This window comes from Sphingomonas sp. Leaf257, assembly GCF_001422185.1.
Lineage (GTDB): Bacteria > Pseudomonadota > Alphaproteobacteria > Sphingomonadales > Sphingomonadaceae > Sphingomonas > Sphingomonas yabuuchiae.
The window spans coordinates 35401-52157 of sequence record NZ_LMMH01000011.1 but is presented as its reverse complement, the minus strand read 5'-3'; the positions used below and the strand labels follow the sequence as shown (position 1 = coordinate 52157).

The following is a 16757-nucleotide window of genomic DNA, read 5'->3' as shown; positions in this document are numbered from 1 at the left end:
TCCTGTGTCGGCTGGACCCCATGTCCTCGACACCATCTTCAATCCCTCTCTCCTCCCCGGCCCTTCGGCCGGGCAGGGCGCGCAAGCGCCCCTCACCGGCGCGCTTTTCGCGCGGCGGTGGACGTTCGTGGGGAAACCCGCCGGGGAGACCAGCGAGCCGTCCCTACAGCGAGGGATCGTCACCCGGCAGGGCGGAGACCCGCGAGGGGCTCCGGGCGGCGAAGCCGGCTAGAGCCCGGTCCCGCCCGAAGGGCGGGCGCCCTGAAAAGGCTTGAAGGTCACCGATGTAGCTGCGGTCTTGGGTACGTTCTGGCGGCGATCTCGCCTAGTCGTTAAGGCCGGACGATCTTGGCCGACACGATGGAGGGAAGCGACATGAGAAACGCGATGCTGGCGATCATCGGCGCATTTGCTCTGGCGGGCTGCAGCAAGTCGGTCGAGGGCACGTACAACATGGTCAACGGCCCCGTGCCGGGCGTGGTCGCAACCTTCGGTGACAAGACCTTCTCGCTTTCGAGCGGCGCGAGCGGTAGCTACGAGGTCAGTGGAGACACCGTCATTTTGAGCGGCAACTCGCTTGGCGGGACCTACAAGATCGACGGCGGGAAGCTGGTCGGTGATCGCTTCTCGTTCGTCCCTCGCGACCCGAACGACAAGTCGCCGATCAATCTCGCACCGCGCTCGTCGGGCAGCATGTCGACGACTGGTGGGAAAGCCTTCTAGGGCCGGGAGTGAGACTTCTCGCCGTTCGGGGCCGTTAGGCCGAACTCGGCGTCTATGTCGCGACCTGCCGCCTCCCGGATAGCGAACATCTCGGTGTGGGTGATCCGACCATCGACCATGGCTGTTCGGTAGGCCTGCGCTCCGAGTGGTCCGGCGCGGGACAGGACGATCGCGTCGCGCTCGCCCTTCGCGCTCACAGGCCCGAAGGGCCAAAGAGCGATAGAAACCGCTCCTAGGCCTGCGGCGAGGATGACAAAGCTGAACGGCGCCCGTCGCCGTGCGAACAAGAAGAGCGCGCCGGCCAGAAACAGGATCAGGACGGCGACGGGAATGAGGTTGAGCATGGTCCTGCCTCTCGGATGAGCCATCGTATGAGCTGGCGACCGCAGACGCCAGAGCTGCTGGTCAGGTGACGCGGATGGCGATCGTCTCGTCGTCGCCGTTATCGATGACGAGGACGGTGCGGCCATCGCGTGCGGCAGCTGCTGCCGCGTCCGCTGGCCAGTCCCCGTACTCGCGCAACGTCTTGGCCATGTGTGTCTCGGCGCTGGCGCGATCCGGGTGATCCTTGATGATCGTGTCGAACGATAGCGACTGGTGAAGGGTTTGAATGGGCATAGTGATTTCCAGCGGAGGCCGGCACATGCGAGGCGTAGCAAGTGTGCGACCCGCAGGGGTCGCCACGACGCGAGCGAGCAGTGCCTGGCGAGCCATCGGGACCGACAGCGACCGACGCGCGACAGATGAGGCGGTGCGATCCGATCAGGTGAGGCCTGATTTTACCCTGCGGTTGTGGGAACCAGCACGAAGGGTGGCGGAAGGTACGCGCCAGTGGCGAAATGCTCCCGCAGGTCGTCGAGGGTCGCGATCTCGCCGGCTTCGTCGGATGTCAGGACGGGGCGGCCGTCTTCGTCGGCGGTGAAGGCGCGACGCTCGCCCACGCCCTTCCAGATGACGATCTCGGCGGGGAAGGAACCCGGCGCGCCGCCCGACCAGCGCCAGAACGGCAGGTCGTTCGTGCAGCAGAAGTCCTCGATCTCGTCGATCTTGCCGTTTGCGATGTCGTGGCCGCGCAGCACGAGTGGTTCACCGTCGGGTAGGTCGTTGGCGGTGAAAGGCTCGCCGTCCCACTCGGTGGAAAGGTTTTCGGCGTTAGCCTTTTCGATGAGCTCGCCGAGAAGATCAGCGGAAAGTCTTCCACCAATCGAAATCGAGACAGATACGCGGTCAGCCATGGTGGCACCTCGTGGATATCGTGGCGCGCTGGTCTTGAGCGGTCCTTCGGCACCATTCGTCCAGCTATCCACCGCCACCCCCCTTCCCTTCGGCTAAAAGGTTGAAAGACTGTTTCTATTAAGGGTCATTGATGCAGCAGAATCTAGTTATGCCGAAGATGCAAGACGGTTTTGGGTCCGTTTCGATGCCTGTCTCCATTTAAGCAAAAAAAGGGCGATGCCTGGGGAGGCATCGCCCGAGTGACGCGCAGGGAGTGGGGGGGAGCCTGCGACGTCTGCCGGTGCCGCGAGGGAGCGAGCGGCACCGGGAGGGGATCAGGCGTTCTCGGTCACGCGCTTGCCGCGGCTGCGGCGCGTGGTTTCCTCGACGGGGGCGGTGGTCTCGCCGAGGCCGTCGTCGCCGGCGCCGGCGCTGCCGCTCATCCCGGCGTCGTCGCTCGAGCCGTCGGCACCGAACGGCGGAGCGGGATCCTCGTCCGACTTGATGCCGAGSGCGCTGGTCACGTCGCGGCGCTTCTGCGCGCGCTGCCAGACGATGTTGTACGAGCCGTCCTCCTGCCGGAAGGCCGAGACCTGCAGCGGCTGGGCGAGNGCGCTGGTCACGTCGCGGCGCTTCTGCGCGCGCTGCCAGACGATGTTGTACGAGCCGTCCTCCTGCCGGAAGGCCGAGACCTGCAGCGGCTGGGCGAGCGAGGGATCGTCGATGCGGCCGTTGAGGAACGCCTCGCCGGTGTTGTTCGACGTGAGTTCGAAGAAGGCGCCGACCTGCACCCACGTGCGGCCGGGAGTCAGCGCGTGGATCTCGTAGCGCGGCGCGCGCGGGTTGGTGGACTGGACCGGCTTCAGCGCGATCGTCATCGCAACCGCGAGCGTCGAGATGCGGCCCATGAAGATGCCGGCGTCGTTCTGCTTGATCTGACCGATGTTCATCGTAACGTCTCCTGTGTCGGCTGGACCCCATGTCCTCGACACCATCTTCAATCCCTCTCTCCTCCCCGGCCCTTCGGCCGGGCAGGGCGCGCAAGCGCCCCTCACCGNTCCTGTGTCGGCTGGACCCCATGTCCTCGACACCATCTTCAATCCCTCTCTCCTCCCCGGCCCTTCGGCCGGGCAGGGCGCGCAAGCGCCCCTCACCGACGCGCTTTTCGCGCGGCGGTGGTTGACCGGGAGCGACCTTGGGGCGACGTGCTTGGCACGGTGTCGCCGTTACGGTGGACCGCAGGGGTGTTCCGGGATCGGAGCCGGAGGGTGGCGCTCGAGGTGACGCCGGGCGGTTGCCAGTTTGCGCAAGGCAGACGCCAGAAACAGTCCGTGCGAACTCTCCGCGTCGATAAGCGCCGCGCGCTTCGTCAGCTGGGTCTCCCGGTGCCGGATCGCGTCGATGGCCATCATCACATCGTCGAGGGTGAGTGCGACGACCGTCTGTGACGGTGAGAGCGGCACGCACCGCAGCGCGAAGGGCAGGAACTGCGGCGCGATCGGCAGATGGTGCGCAAGCGCGAGCTCGACGGCGTGCCGCCACTTATCGGCGTCGTGGACGGTCTCCCGCAGGATCGCCGCAGACGACATGGGCGCGAGCGAGCGCAGCGCCCCGGCATCGATGGTAACCGCGAGTGGGTCGCTGGATGCCAGGCCGATGACGCCTTCGGAGATGATGGCGAGGACGTCGCCCTCCACGATGCAGGGGCTCTCGTCGAGGCACGCTTCGTAGGCGGCCGCGCTGGTGTCGTAATAGTGGACGCGGTGCATGACCGTTTCCTTCAGGTTCGGGGGTAACGACCGCGATTGCGGTCAGGAGTAGAGGGGTCGCTGGGCTGGGAAGCGCTCGGGCGGCAGCCCCGAGAAGGTGTAGGCGCGGTAGCGCCCGCCGTCGTAGATCACCGACGAGACGTCCGGCTTGTGCCGCTGCAGGCGCTCGAGGAGACGGTTCGCGCGACGCTGCGCCGCGATCGCGGCCTCGTCGTCGAAGTGGATGGCGATCGCGCGCACGAAGGTGCCGCTGTCGTACCGTAGGGTAGGCAGGGTGGCGTCTACGAGAGAACACCCCACTGCCCCCCTCCGAACCGGACGTGCAACTTTCACTGCATCCGGCTCTCCGCTCCGGGCACTGTAGAACGAAAGTCCGGCAGCTTCCCTGCATGAAGGAGTTGATGACAGGGCGCGCAAAGCGGCCTCGTCTTCCGGGCCCGTTCGGCGTGAAGCCTCCGGAACACCGGCCCATCCCTCATGCGACGCACGGGGTTGCTGTGGTGAAGATGGAACGGTCCATCGGTGCCGCCACATGCGGAGCATGCTTGGGCGAGCACTCGGTCAGTCAGGTTGGTCCTGCTTAACCGAAGAGCTTCCGTGCGAGGCGTGTTGTCGACCGACGGCCAGAACACCGGCCTACGATCGAGTTCCGCCAGTCGCCAAACCGCGATCCTCCTCTCATCCCTCCCAACGCCGATACGCACTACGTACCTGCCCGGGCCAACCCTGAGGCGCCGGAGCGAAGCCATTAGGCTTGTCCGATGCTTGTGCGCGAGCGTCTTGAACAGACTACCGCGCCAGAGAAACTCGAGCTTGTTGAGTGCGCCTTTCACATCCACGGCCAAGGCATAGTAATTTGCAAAGCCGCGAAGTTCGGCGTTGTAGACCTTGACGATCTCCGCATCATCCATGTGAAGCAGGCCCGGACGGTGCACAGCCCGTCCCAAGTCGAACTGACCATAGCCGTGCCTCTGGCTGAACGATTGCACCTTGTCGCGCGGGACCAGCAACTGAATTTGATCCGTCACCGTCCGCTTGACTGCGACGATGCCCGTCCGTGCCCGTTGTTTGACGAGCCGGTCGGACGCCGTGCGAGTGCGCACGTCGTAGCCAAGGAACCTTGCTCCCTTCCGAGCCTCGCGGATCCCGCTTTTCAACGGGGACGTTCGGAGCTCAAGCTCGCTCGCGAGGAAGCCCTCGATGGCGGCCTTGATCTCTTCGGCCTCGGCCCGGCTGCCGATAACCCCCAGAAGGAAGTCGTCGGCGTACCGGACGTAGCGAAGGCGTCGAAAGTCTGGATCGAACGGGTCCGTCGCGGGTAGCTTGCGCATCGCCGCGAGCGTCTCCTTTATTCGGTCCAGCCATGGTTGGATTTCATCAACCTGCCCTTTGTCACGCAGCGCAGCCACGCGCTTCCGGGCGTACTCGGAACGGCGCTGAAGGTGCCTGTATTCCGCCGATTTGCGACGTTGGGCACCCTTGTCGAAGCCAGCGACGAGCCCTTCCACATAATGGTCAAGCTCGTGCAGGTAGACGTTCGCGAGCAGAGGCGAGACGATGCCTCCTTGCGGCGTGCCACTATAGGTTTCGTGGAAACGCTGCTGCTCCAGATACCCTGCCTTCAGCATCGCACTGATGAGAGCGGTAAACCGCCTATCATCAATGCGACGTTCAAGCAGGCTCAACAATTTCTCGTGAGAGATGTTGTCGAAGTATCCTTCGACATCGACTTCGATCAGCCACTTCACGCCCTTCCATGTCTTGCGGACATGGTCGAGCGCCGTGTGACACGACCGCCCCCGTCGAAAGCCGTGTGACCGATCAGAGAAGATCGGTTCATAGACTTCGTTCAGGATCATCCTGACCACTTCCTGCACCAGTCGGTCGGTTGCAGTCGGGATGCCGAGCGGTCTTGTTTTACCGTTGGTCTTGGGGATGTGGACGCGCCTGACCGGCTGCGGGCGATACGTGCCCGCCGAGAGTTGCGCGATCACCGCATCGATCCGGCTTTCGTCGAGATCGGTTACGGCCTCACGGTCGATGCCGGGGGTCTCTGCCCCACGGTTCTGTTGGATGCGGCCCAAAGCTTCCACCCACAAGGAGCGGGATAGCAGCAGTCGGAACACACCGTTCACACGTTTGCCGGTCAAGGCAATCGTTCCAAGTGATTCCAGCCTTTTCAAGGCGGCACAGGGTTGCATCAGCAGACCTCCGCCCTGGTTCGATGCTGGATCGAAGCTGCCGCACTTCCCCCGCTCGGTTGCGCTTTCGCTCGGGTCACCCCGAACTTATACGGCCGACCGTCCCTCACCGAGGCAAGGGCTGTCCCGGCAATTACGCCGGGTGTTCGGGTAATATTGCGGCTCCGCCGCCATACAGGTCGATAACTCGACCAGCTACAGGCGGTCCCGTAGTTACGCGTGAAAGGAGATAAGCTAACGGTCTTAGGTGGCCTTTTCATCTCTAGTCCTCCGAAGGAGGTCACGCCGACAAGGTTGGCCGGTCAAGTCGATGGTACGGACTTGGCCGCTTCTCGGGTCCGAGCTGGTAGAGTGGACCCGACGCGTCGGTGCGGGGTTTCAGTCGCTTTCCTCGCCGCCAAGGGTTTAGGCCGCGAGAGATTGGGCTTCACGCAGTGTAGCGTTCACCATAACCGTCTTGCCCTGACCCGTTGCTTCAATGCGACTATTCACTTTGGGCCTTTTCCGAGCATGCTATGGTCCCGTTCTCCTTTCGAAGTTTCAGCCCGAGGGCACCGGTAAGCTCGGTGGGCAGATGCCATTGCCAACAAGCATCACGTCATCAGACGCACTCCTTTCTCGCGCCACAACGGCGCACACCAGCCACCTTCTTCGGGGCCGCCATAGGTCCGGTCTATCTCATAGAAAGCGAGGATGCTGCGCATGATGGACTCCCGTCGGCTGCGGGCGGCTCGATCACCGCCAGCGTTCAGCCACCGCCATCCCCCTCCCCTTCGTTCAGGCGTCCCGGGCGTCATCGTGTCGTTGGTGGCGCAAGGCGCGCGCCAGCGCTTTCTTTCGCGCGACGGCGTCGGCCCGCGTCGGACATGGTGCCGATAGGCGGCCGTGGCGTGCGCTGCTGTTGTCAAAGACGATCCAGCCAGCGGCGGTGTGGGCGACGTGCATGCCGTCGCTGCGCGACCCGGTCATGACTCCCGTCCCCGTGGGTCACGCTTCGCGGCCTCGGCCTGGAGGAGGCCGATCAAGCTCTCGCGACCCGACCGGATCTCGCTGTCCGGGGCGGCGATCACGGTCGCGGCTCGCCGCAGCAGGCTTGAGATATCGCGATCGTTCATGGGCAGTTGCGAGGGTGCGGGATGCGCCGGTTCGTCCCCGGCCTCGTCCATGAGGAGCACGAGGATGGATGGCTTGTGAGCTTCGTCGAGCGGACGGCTGTCGGTCACATGGCGGCCGCGGCCGGTCACGGCGAAAGCGTTGAAGGTGGGTGATACCCCGTCATTGGCATTGGGGATCGTGGTGCCCCGGTCATGGAACTGGATGTCGACGAAGCGCGCGGGGCCGTCGTAGCTCTTGCCCATGAAGCAGAAGGTGACCCGGCGGTTCTCGCTGGTCTTCGCCGTGATGGTGAAGGCGCCGTCGGGCACGTCGATCGCCTTGTGCGGCACGTCGTTGAAGCCGGCGAAGCTGAGCGAGACGGCGTCGGCGCGGCTCATGACGGGAAGATCGGTGATGTCGGCCATAAAGCGGCTCCTCCGGTTTTCATGGGAAAGGGCTGAAGCGGCACGCCCAACCGGGCCGTGCGTTGAGGCTCGATGACGACTGGCGACATCGAGGACCTGTTCGTGACGCTGTTGGTCGGTGTGGCGGGCGGCAGCGACGCGTCTTGGCGCAAGGCGGTCGGGCCTGTGACGGCGCTGCCGGTGGTGTTCCATCCGCGCTCGAATTGGTCGATCGCGCCGCAGGGGTCGGCGCGTCAGATCGAGGCGATCGAGAAAGCCGAAGCGATCATCCGGCAAGAGCACCCTTACGTGCCCAGTCCCGGCTTCCGGCCCTAGGCGGCGCGTCGATCGGCGGCTGCCATCAGGCGGGTCGCGGCACCGAACGTCCGCAGCGTCGTCGCGATCGTGCCTCGCAGTTTGGCTTTGCTTGAGACGACGAACTCCGGGTCGAGCGGCGTGCCGTCGGTCGTCGCGAAGCCGCAGGCAAGGCCGCTGCGTGTCTCCACGCGAACGAGGTGCCCCCGCCCCGGCGCCGGTCCTACGTGACGCGCGGTGAACTCGCCGAGACTGCCGTAGAGCGAGGTGATCGCTTTGCCCCAGCGAATGTGGCCTTGGGCGGCAGCGTCAGTCCCGTTGAAACCACGATCGAGCCAGGTGCGGAGGTGGGTTCGCTGTTGGAGACGTGAGTTGCGGGTCCGCTCCATCGTTCGCGCGAGCGGCAGAATGTGGCCGATGGTGTCGATCAGGTCGAGATCGGCTCCCTGCAGAGCGACAAGAACATCGTCGTATTCACGATTTTGCAGAAGTGCGGTTAGCTGGTTGGCAGCTGCGACGTGATCCATAGACGGCGTAGCGGCGTTCGGCTCGTCGAGTGCCTCGGCGCCGACGAAGCCGCCCGGGGTGAGCACGATGATCGTCGCGGCTTCGGCGCCCGGACGGGCGAGGGTCAGGGAAAGGAAGTCCCAAGCGGGGTCGCTGTCGATGTGGTCGGCGCCAACGATCATCAGCCGCCGCGACCACCGGGCAGGTCGGTGGTGGTCGGAGGGCTTCGGGTAACTGCTTGGCACCGGACGTCCGGCGAGGATGATCTGAGGGTCTTTCGGCAGGTTGTCGCGGCGCATGCCGGCGACGAGGGTGCGCCGCGCCGCATCGAAGAGGTCTGTGCGATCTCCACCGCCATCGCTGAAGCCTTGGTCGTAGGCTGCGTGGCGCTCTTCCAGAGAAGCCGAACAGGGGATCGCGTCGGAGTAGTGATGGGGCCATCCGACATGCGCTGCGTACCAACCGTCGGCGTATCGATTGGCGAGATCCCAGCTCAGTGCGTGGTCCTCGCGCCCTCGCATGATCGCGATGTCGCGGTCGCTGCCGAGTCCTCGGCGGATCTGATCCTCGGTGAAGGCGAAGTTGGTGGCCTCGCGTTGCGCAGCGGCCTCGGCCGCGATCGCGTCGTTCACGCTCCGCATCGCGGCGATCCGTTCGCGGCCTCGGGCCATTCGGTCGGAAAGGGGCGCGTCGCTCGGCAGATCGGGAAAGGTGCGCCACGCCGCGGCGATCGCCGCGGCGTGCTCGGGAGAACGTCCGCGCGACAGCCAGGCCGCGGGATCGGCGGGATCGAAGGCTTCGGACATCGTCGGCCTCGTTCTTGCTGGTGGTCCGCCCAGAAGGACAGCGGGATCGCCGTCAGGCGGTCGCGGCCTCGTCGGGGAAGGCGGCGGCCAGGTTGCGGTGCAACGTCTCGAAGTCGGCGATAGGGAAGCTTCCGTCGGGGCTGGGTCGCGTGACGTGAAAGGCGCTGACCAGGATCTCGAGCGGATCGCTCTGGACGATCGTTGCCGTGGCGTCGTCGTACTCGACAGGCGCGCGAAAGCCGGCTTCAAGCCAGGTCCCGAGACCCTCTTCGACGGCCTCGGCATAGGCACTGACCGCTTCGTCCAGCTCGTTCTCGACGTGGAGGACGAGCGACACATAGCGGCCGAAGTCGTGCCGATTGGACAAGCCGGTCAGGCGGCATCCTGCTGGCGGCGAACCGTAGCGTGCGATGATCGCGTATTTGTAGGCGAGCACCTCGAGCTCGTTGAGAACGTCGAAATTGGGCGTTTGCCCGAGCTGCGCGCACGGTTCGTTGGCGGGCGTACCGCCGATGTCGACGAAGTAGGGCATGGGGATCTCCAACGGTCCTGTCTTGACCGTCTGTCTCCTCCCCCTTCCTTCGCGCCCCAGTCGTCAGCGTGCGTCTTAAAGCGGCGCCCTGCTGCTCGAGCCGGAAGCGTGCCTAAGCCTGGTCCTTCTCGACACTAGCCGTCGGAAAGCGTTCTTCGATCACGAGTGACTGCCATTGCAGACGGTCACGTCCAAGCGCTGTGGATCGATCGAGCATCTGCTCAAGAGTGGCGCTCAAGCGGTTGAGCGACGCGGCGTAATCGTTGTCGAGCTCGTCGGCCTGCTGCGATGTCGGTGAGACCGTGGCCCGTGCCTTTCGGTGAGCCCGGGTCAACGCAGGCATGTGGCGCTGTTCGATACCTTCGAGCTCGATGGTGGCTTCCTCGCGCAACTCTTCGGGTACGGCCTTGAGGCGAGCGAGCAGCCCGGCAATCCGTGCCTCTGCCATTCGCGCGTCGATGTTCATCGGCAGGGTAGCAGCCAGAGGCTTCGGTCGCGGGGCGGTCCCGTCGGAAGGTCCAGCCAGCTCGATGTATCCCATACCTGTCGCGTAAAGCATTCCGCCTACGAGGATGAGCACAACGGCGAGCAACTTCACGACATTGCCGCTGAGCAGATCGGCTATCTGCTGCAGCGGACTCGCGGGATCCGCGCCAACGCCGTTTCCGAGTTCGCCGACCTGTGATGTCATGAAGTTCGCCGCTGAGAGAAACACGCCAAGCAGTCCGCAGTGAAGTCCGATATCGAAGCCGCCCTTTGGCGATGTGGGCTGACGGTGGTCGTCCATGTTCAAGCCCCCTCCGTTACAGATCACGATCAAAGCGCTGACGCTTCATGGCCGCCTGCGCGGGTCCATCGAAGCTGCCGAGCGTCTGCAGGCGGTCCGTCTCGAGTGTTGTTCCGAGATCAGTGGGGAGCGCGGCGTGCGGCGTGGCGATCGCGATTGCTGCGGCCGCGGTGGACAGTTCGCCGGGGGCGAGGCCTTTCCACACGAAGGTGTCGCGTTCGCCCGGGTCCTCGGGGTCGGGGCGAGACACCTGCACGTAGAAGGTCTCGAGTGGGCGGTCCCATCCGATTGCGACACTGACGCCGGCGGGCCCGACAAAGGTATGTCGACTCATGAGCGTGTTCCTGGGCTGGTTCGGTCGCGGCACATCGTTGCTGGCGACGTGATCAAGCGTCGAGGCGTAGTGCGAGGAGTTGGATCAAGAAGCCAACAACGAGGAAGCCTCCGATGAACCCCCACGTCGCCGTCGCATGGCTTACCGAAAGGACCATGTTTACCAGCGCGTCGCTTGTCACCGTCGCGGGCTCGGGATCACTCCCCAGCAGCCACATATTCTGAGCGCAGATCATGGCCGCGAGGTAGAAGACAACTGCGAGGGCCGACACAGGTCGGCGGATGAGGAAGCTGATCATAGTCACCTCTATGATGTCTCGAATGAAGGTTATTTCGGGTTGGTCGGGTCACGTCTAGTCAGCGATAGACGCCCTGGTCGCCGTAACCGCGGCCCTCGATGTCGACTGGGCGGCTAAGCCAACGAGGCAACGGCTCGGATCACCGAGACGGGCTGCAGGTGATGCGCGCCGATCACGTCTTCGACGCCGTAGCTGAGGCACTCTTCGAGCCAGATGACATAGCACGCGGCCTCTGCGAGTTCGGTGGCGAGAAGCTCGTCCATCATCGCGGCCTCGCGCGCCATCTGCTCAGGCAGGGCGTCCCAGTCGAGCGCGTCAAGAAATCGGTCCCGCCGGCTGATGAAGCGGATCAGGCGGTTCTCGTCGGCCTTGGCGATCGCGATCGCCTGTTGAATGCGCATGGCTCGTCTCCTCTTGTGGACACGATTCCTGCTCCCCCTCCCCTTCCCGTCGGCACGACGGGTCAGGCTCCGAGCTGCTCACGCAGGATGTCGGACCTGATCGGATAGGCGAGACGCGGTAGCGCTCGGCCCGCGCGCCGCGCGCCGCGGGTGAGCTCGAAGCAGTAGGTGAAAAGGGGTGCCTGTCGCGCCGGGACCAGGATTTCTGCGCGACGGCATCGTTCGAGCCATTCGCGAAGGTGCTCGTCCGCCTGCGGCCTCGGGGCGCCGAGCCTCACCAGTTGATCGACGGCGCCCGCATGACCTGTCTCGAGGTTTCGAATTTTGGACAAGGTGCGATCAGAGATCGTTTCCCCGGCGATGCGGAGCACCGTCCGCGGCCTCGTTCGCCCGCGATACGCCCCGGAGAGCGAGGCGTAGACGCAGCCGCAGTGTCCGACCTGAGGGTCGGAGAAGCTGACGACGGACTCGATCACCGGCTTTGCCTGACGCAGCAGCCGGAAGGCCCAGGCGGCGAAATAGCTTTCCCCATTGGCGGCGACGGAGGGCAGGCAGAGCAGGCGTTGCAGCACGCAGCCGCGGGTTGGCTCGTCATAGCCGGTATGGCGCGTGATGACCGCGCCCGTCGCGGGCACTCCGAAGACAATGATGCCGTCGAGAGAGGAAGCGCCGCCCCGGCCTGGGCCGAATAGCCCGACGGCCAGCTGTGCGGCGGGATAGCGATTGAGATAGTGATGGTCTGCGATGAAGGCGCGAGCGGTGTCGTGCGCCACGACGTCGACTGCGTAGCGCCTCGGGTCGATGACGGTGTCGTCGGCCACGAAGCGGCTGCGCCGGTCGCGCCAGCGTTGTGAACGGTCGGTAATCATGGTGAGCCTCGCTCAGGCGGCGCGCTGGTGGAAGAGATCGGCCGCCCAGGATTCGACCCAGTTGGCGGTGATCTGGTCATGATCGAGCTCGCCGGTCTCGATGAGTTCGCGGATCTGAGCGCGTGCATCAGCGATGGCCCGCTCCCATGGATCATCGTCGCCGAGGGAACGCGCCTGGTGGTCGGCGGCCTCGGGCAGCGTGACCGGAGGGGCGAGCGCACGGCCGCACTGGCGTTGATACCATTGCTCCATGTGCGAGGCGACCAGGCGATCGCTCTTCGCAACGCCGCGGCGAAGAGCGTCTCGTCGCGCCGCGACGCCGAAGGCCTGGCTGTCGATCGAGGCGATCCAGCGGGAGAACGGTGCCAGGTAGGGCAAGGCGTCCCCTTTGACGCCGAAGGCGTGGGCACGGACCCCGACCGGGAGCACGCGCGAGAGCCGTTCAACCACGGCGACGAGCCCCTCCGGGCCATGGATGACGCGTCGGCACATGCTTCCGATGCCGACAACGGTGCCCGGCAGGAGCATGCCCTCGATCGCCTCGAGGCAGCGGACGTAGTCGTCGGGCGTTCGGCCCTGCAGGACCGGCATGAAGCGATCCCGGATACCAAGGTCTCCAGCGCGGGCGAAACACTCGTGGTTGGTCGCAATCGTACGGGAGATCCTGTCGAGAACCTCTTCGCGGTGCGACGCGACGCCGTCCTCGCAGCAATAGTCGATCGAGGACACGCGCCGGAACGGGTACGAGGCGGCAAGCGCCATGTAGTCGGCTATCGACCACGGCAGACCGCCGTAGCGCACCATCATCGAGTAACCGGCGCTGTCGAGGTCGAGGCTGACGAGGCCGTGGGCGTTGTCGAGGGTAGCCGTGCGCCACCCCGCCCATTCGCGCCAGCCATCGGCCTTGCGCCAGCGCGACAAGCAGTTGGCGGAGATCAGCACCGGTGCCTGTAGGCGCCGCGCTGTTGCGAGAAGCGCACCATCGGCGAGGTGCGGCAGGCCCAGGATGATTTCGATCGTCATGACGGCTCTCCCCGGTAGATGTCGGGGTAGCCGCTGATCGTCGTCAGCTTGCCTCCGGCGATCGCGACAGAGATGTTGCCGTGGAGCTCGAGGTGGCGATCGCCGCGACGGCGGATGTAGAAGTCGAGAAGGCCGCGCCCGTCCGGCGTTAACTCGACGCCGCGCGTGAAGGCTGTCCACGGCTCATAGTCGTCGAGATCGGTGTCCTGCCAGTCGGGATCGTCGCTGATCAGCGCGAAGTTGATCGACGTTTCGCCTGACACAAGGCTCTGCCGACGCCCGACCTCGAGCATCACTTGCCCGACCCGTTCGAACTTGGCCTCACGCCGTGCGGCGTCGCGAATGGCCGCGATGTCTGCCGCAGAGGGGCGGAAGCGAGGCATCAAAGATCCTCCCGCAGCATGAGGGTTAGCACGCGGGCCGTGCGGCTGGCGTCGGCAGGATCTTCCGAACCCCATTCCAGCGCCGGATCATAATAGTCGATGCGGAAGAAGACCTCGGTGTCGTCGATGATGAAGGAGCCGCGATCGCGCTCCGGGCAGTCGGCAGCGAAGCTGTGCCGGCGAAGCTCCTGCAGCAGGCGCGCTTGGGCCACGGCCTCCGACGCGAGCGTGTCGGTCGATAGGGTGGCAAGGCACGTGCGCGTGACGGTGATGCGCGCGGTTCGATCGAGGCCCTGACGGCATCGGTCGTTTAGACGCGCGATCGTTTCGACGCGCGTCTCGGCAGCATTCTCGATCATGGGTCGATCCTCGGTTCGTTCGATGGGCGGGGGGGATCAGGCGGCCAGCGTGTCCGGGTGGCCGCGGCCTCGTTCGGCGAAGGCTAGGTGAAAGCGGTCGAGCCATTCGCCCATCTTCGGGCGCTCGCCGACGGGGATCGCAGCCGCGACGTCCTGGAAGCGGATGAGGTCGGTGGGAGCATCGCGGACGATGCGATCGACTTCCTCGGCTCCCAGTAGACCCTCGGCCCGGATGAACGCGGTCATCGATCCGGGACGTGTCCTGGTCGACTTGCGCCATAGCCCTTCGACCGTATGGAGCCGGGGCGCGGCGCGTGCCTCCACCAGGACGATCAGTCGGAGGCACCATGGTGGAAGGCTGCGGATCTCGTCCGGCTTGTTCGCGATGCACAGGATGCACGCCGACTTGGGTGGCACGGGCAGGCCTTCGGTCTCGATGCGCGACACGCATCGCGGGCGGTGCCATTGCCAGTCACGCAGCGGCGATCGACACTCGTAGAGTGGGTCGTCGATCGTCAGCGCATGGTTGGCGCGCGCGGTGTCGCGGGGGCCAGCATCATAGCCGATCAGTCGGATGACCCGCTGGCCGCGGTCCCATGCCTCGACCGCAGGCTGCCACGTCTTGAGGAAAGCGTCCTGCGGGGCCTTCTTGTACTTGAGGCTGCATGACGATCCGCCAAGCGATTTGCTCGGCAAGGTCGCGTTCGTCAGGCACATTTCGAGGATTCCGAAGTACGGCGGCCAGTGCTTGAACCGCTTGGGCATGTAGGAGACGAGCTCGAACCGGATGCCGCGGTCGCGCATCCAGGGGCGGATGATGTCGAGATAGTCGTAGGTTTCCGGCTTCTCGTTGCCGGTGTCCGCGCTGAGGACGAGATCAGGAGCCTGACCGCGGGCATGCAGCTCGATCAGCAGCGCTGTGCTGTCGACGCCTATCCCGTACGACAGCACGGACGGAGGGGGCGGCAGCATGTCACGCGCCCTCCTCGTTGGTGTCGGTCGGCGGGGCGGCGCGCTCGACGATCTTCACCTCGAGACGCTCGCGGTTGATGACGACCGTCACGGTTCGGTCGGCAGGAACCATGAAATAATGTCCCGACAGCTTGTCGCGGATGCGGCTCTCGAGCGCTGCATCGTCACCCTCGAGAAGGCCGATGATCCGCTCGGCCGCATCCGCCTGGAAGCGCTCTAGCTGAGTGTCATAGCTGTCGGCGTCGCTGTCGGAAGACGGCTCGAACGAGGCTCGCTCGAACAGATCAGCGACCGCGAGGGCGGTCCGGCTGCTCCCGCGGCACACGAAGATGGACGTCCCGTCGACCGAGTTGCAGGTCCATTCGTCCGGCGCGAAGGCCACATCGGCAGCGGTCGAGGCCTCGATCGACGCGCCCGCGTGTGAGATGGTGGCCTCCAGCGTGATCGCGTCGACCCATCCGTCCTCGGCCTCGGCAGGCGCATCGAGCGTAGCCGAAACCACGAAGTCGAGGTCGCCCTGCACGATGCGGAACCGCAGGTCGTCCACGCGGGCGAGGACGTCGTACCAGCGATAACCGGTGAAGGCGTCCTGAGCCATGACAAGGGGCCCGCCGAACGGGTTGTGGGTGGCGATCGCCTCCGCAGCCGGTTGTGCGACCAGCGCGTCGAAGTCGGACATGACCACCATCGCAGTGTCGGTGGTGCGCTCGCCCGAGGCATAGTTCCGACCGCTATCGGCCGCGGGTGCGCTCCATGCGAAGAGGTATGCCGCCGCTTCCGGCAGATCGACACCGAGGTCGACCGCCTCGCGCCAGCGTTCCGCCGACAGCCGGTGCGATCCTTGCGCGGCGATCGCGCGGTAGATGGCGACGCTCACCGCCCGGCGCAGTTCTGTCAGGCCGTCGTTCTCGATCGCCTCCTTGCGTGCCGGGAGCACGAGCTGGATCTGTGGCGCGTCGAAGATATCGACGCGCGCGACCCAGTGATGGCCTCGGTCGACCTCCTGGACGTCCGGCAGCTTGCAGGGGATCGTCAGCCCATGGAAGTTCAAGCGTCCGTCATGGGTCGAGTAGGATGACGGATGTTTCTGGAAGATCCCGATGCGGGTTCCGTTCCACTCCTCGATATGAACTGCGTCCGCCAGCCAGTCCTCGCGCGGCAGTGCCTTGCCGTCGAGCGTCACCGGCAGTGGATAGTGTTTTGCCGCCTTGGCGACGTCGTCAGCGAGCGTCTTCAGCCAGCTGTCCGGCACCTTGATGGTGATGGCGGTGCCGCGCGAGATCGGGTCGGGCGAGATCGCGATCGGCCGGCTCGTTTCCCAGGCCGAGGCGGGGATGTGTGCCATCCATCCCTGGCGATCAGGACGGGAGAAGGAACGCACCATCACGTCTCGTCCGGCGAGGCTGAAAACTCCCATGCCCGCAGGATCTTCCATGCGGCGCGTCTCGTCGGACCATCCCGATCGACCCAGCGTCACGATCGAGGCGGGATCGTCGATCCCATGCCCGTCGTCGATGATGTGGAGGAGCGTATCGGGACCACCCGACTGGATCAGCACGGCAACCGCAAGAGCGCCGGCGCGCCGAGCATTCTGGAAGAGCTCGGTCACCACGTCGAAGGCGGTGTTGTTGAACAGCCGGGTGACCTTCGCGATTGTCTCGGGTGCGACCGCGGTCGCGATGGTGGCGGGGATCATGATGCGCTCCTCGTGGCTGGCGTGTCCTTCACGCCCGCCCGGCCCCTCCCCCTCCCCTTCGATCCAGG

At 65.3% G+C, this 16757-nt stretch carries 22 protein-coding genes; 2 read left to right on the top strand and 20 right to left on the bottom strand.

What is annotated here, in order from left to right; genetic code table 11:
- The first annotated feature begins 348 nt into the window (after window positions 1-348).
- Entirely contained in the window at window positions 349-723 is a 375-nt protein-coding gene (locus tag ASF14_RS07800; protein ID WP_056433824.1) for a hypothetical protein, read from the top strand.
- On the opposite strand, the gene ASF14_RS07795 is transcribed toward ASF14_RS07800, so the two are convergent.
- The 8 genes from ASF14_RS07795 to ASF14_RS07760 form a co-directional block, all read right to left on the bottom strand.
- On the bottom strand, window positions 720-1067 hold the full coding sequence (locus ASF14_RS07795; protein ID WP_056433821.1) for a hypothetical protein: 348 nt from the start codon (window positions 1065-1067) through the stop codon (window positions 720-722). The two genes, ASF14_RS07800 and ASF14_RS07795, sit on opposite strands and share 4 nt — an antisense overlap.
- A gap of 61 nt (window positions 1068-1128) precedes the next feature.
- Window positions 1129-1341, bottom strand: a complete 213-nt coding sequence (locus ASF14_RS07790) for a hypothetical protein (protein WP_156361089.1) — start codon at window positions 1339-1341, stop codon at window positions 1129-1131.
- A gap of 161 nt (window positions 1342-1502) precedes the next feature.
- Window positions 1503-1958, bottom strand: coding sequence for a hypothetical protein (locus ASF14_RS07785; protein WP_156361088.1), 456 nt, complete (start codon window positions 1956-1958; stop codon window positions 1503-1505).
- A 592-nt stretch (window positions 1959-2550) separates the two neighbouring features.
- A partial coding sequence (locus ASF14_RS22200) for a DUF736 domain-containing protein (RefSeq protein WP_236696984.1) occupies window positions 2551-2888 on the bottom strand: 338 nt, incomplete at its 3' end.
- A gap of 276 nt (window positions 2889-3164) precedes the next feature.
- Window positions 3165-3707 carry a hypothetical protein gene (locus tag ASF14_RS07775; protein WP_056433809.1) on the bottom strand — a complete coding sequence of 181 codons (543 nt, stop codon included), beginning with the start codon at window positions 3705-3707 and terminating at the stop codon, window positions 3165-3167.
- A 42-nt stretch (window positions 3708-3749) separates the two neighbouring features.
- Complete coding sequence (locus tag ASF14_RS07770) at window positions 3750-3947, bottom strand: hypothetical protein (protein ID WP_156361087.1); 198 nt, start codon at window positions 3945-3947, stop codon at window positions 3750-3752.
- An 89-nt stretch (window positions 3948-4036) separates the two neighbouring features.
- Window positions 4037-5857, bottom strand: coding sequence for a reverse transcriptase domain-containing protein (locus ASF14_RS07765; RefSeq protein WP_231729953.1), 1821 nt, complete (start codon window positions 5855-5857; stop codon window positions 4037-4039).
- 1016 nt (window positions 5858-6873) lie between these two features.
- Complete coding sequence (locus tag ASF14_RS07760; protein WP_056433800.1) at window positions 6874-7428, bottom strand: hypothetical protein; 555 nt, start codon at window positions 7426-7428, stop codon at window positions 6874-6876.
- Between the two features lie 72 nt (window positions 7429-7500).
- On the opposite strand from ASF14_RS07760, the gene ASF14_RS07755 reads away from it, so the two are divergent.
- On the top strand, window positions 7501-7743 hold the full coding sequence (locus tag ASF14_RS07755; protein WP_056433798.1) for a hypothetical protein: 243 nt from the start codon (window positions 7501-7503) through the stop codon (window positions 7741-7743).
- On the opposite strand, the gene ASF14_RS07750 is transcribed toward ASF14_RS07755, so the two are convergent.
- From ASF14_RS07750 to ASF14_RS07695, 12 genes are all read right to left on the bottom strand, one after another.
- A complete protein-coding gene (locus ASF14_RS07750; protein WP_056433795.1) occupies window positions 7740-9035 on the bottom strand; it encodes a hypothetical protein in 1296 nt (431 codons plus the stop codon). The two genes, ASF14_RS07755 and ASF14_RS07750, sit on opposite strands and share 4 nt — an antisense overlap.
- 52 nt (window positions 9036-9087) lie before the next feature.
- Window positions 9088-9567 carry a hypothetical protein gene (locus ASF14_RS07745; RefSeq protein WP_056433792.1) on the bottom strand — a complete coding sequence of 160 codons (480 nt, stop codon included), beginning with the start codon at window positions 9565-9567 and terminating at the stop codon, window positions 9088-9090.
- Between the two features lie 112 nt (window positions 9568-9679).
- Window positions 9680-10354 (bottom strand): hypothetical protein, encoded by a 675-nt coding sequence (locus ASF14_RS07740; RefSeq protein WP_056433789.1) that lies wholly within the window; start codon window positions 10352-10354, stop codon window positions 9680-9682.
- Between the two features lie 16 nt (window positions 10355-10370).
- Window positions 10371-10688 carry a hypothetical protein gene (locus ASF14_RS07735; RefSeq protein ID WP_056433786.1) on the bottom strand — a complete coding sequence of 106 codons (318 nt, stop codon included), beginning with the start codon at window positions 10686-10688 and terminating at the stop codon, window positions 10371-10373.
- A 52-nt stretch (window positions 10689-10740) separates the two neighbouring features.
- Entirely contained in the window at window positions 10741-10986 is a 246-nt protein-coding gene (locus ASF14_RS07730) for a hypothetical protein (protein WP_056433783.1), read from the bottom strand.
- Between the two features lie 113 nt (window positions 10987-11099).
- Window positions 11100-11387 carry a hypothetical protein gene (locus ASF14_RS07725; RefSeq protein ID WP_056433781.1) on the bottom strand — a complete coding sequence of 96 codons (288 nt, stop codon included), beginning with the start codon at window positions 11385-11387 and terminating at the stop codon, window positions 11100-11102.
- A 62-nt stretch (window positions 11388-11449) separates the two neighbouring features.
- The gene (locus tag ASF14_RS07720) at window positions 11450-12256 is read right to left on the bottom strand and encodes a Mom family adenine methylcarbamoylation protein (protein ID WP_056433778.1); all 807 of its coding nucleotides are present in this window, start codon (window positions 12254-12256) and stop codon (window positions 11450-11452) included.
- A gap of 12 nt (window positions 12257-12268) precedes the next feature.
- Window positions 12269-13279, bottom strand: a complete 1011-nt coding sequence (locus tag ASF14_RS07715; RefSeq protein WP_056433775.1) for a deazapurine DNA modification protein DpdA family protein — start codon at window positions 13277-13279, stop codon at window positions 12269-12271.
- Complete coding sequence (locus ASF14_RS07710) at window positions 13276-13662, bottom strand: hypothetical protein (RefSeq protein ID WP_056433773.1); 387 nt, start codon at window positions 13660-13662, stop codon at window positions 13276-13278. The genes ASF14_RS07715 and ASF14_RS07710 overlap by 4 nt, the downstream gene beginning before the upstream one ends.
- Complete coding sequence (locus tag ASF14_RS07705; RefSeq protein WP_056433770.1) at window positions 13662-14021, bottom strand: DUF3768 domain-containing protein; 360 nt, start codon at window positions 14019-14021, stop codon at window positions 13662-13664. Before ASF14_RS07705 ends, ASF14_RS07710 begins: the two co-directional genes overlap by 1 nt.
- A gap of 36 nt (window positions 14022-14057) precedes the next feature.
- Entirely contained in the window at window positions 14058-14993 is a 936-nt protein-coding gene (locus tag ASF14_RS07700) for a hypothetical protein (RefSeq protein ID WP_056433764.1), read from the bottom strand.
- Between the two features lies 1 nt (window position 14994).
- Window positions 14995-16689, bottom strand: coding sequence for a sensor histidine kinase (locus tag ASF14_RS07695; protein WP_056433761.1), 1695 nt, complete (start codon window positions 16687-16689; stop codon window positions 14995-14997).
- Between the last annotated feature and the right edge of the window lie 68 nt (window positions 16690-16757).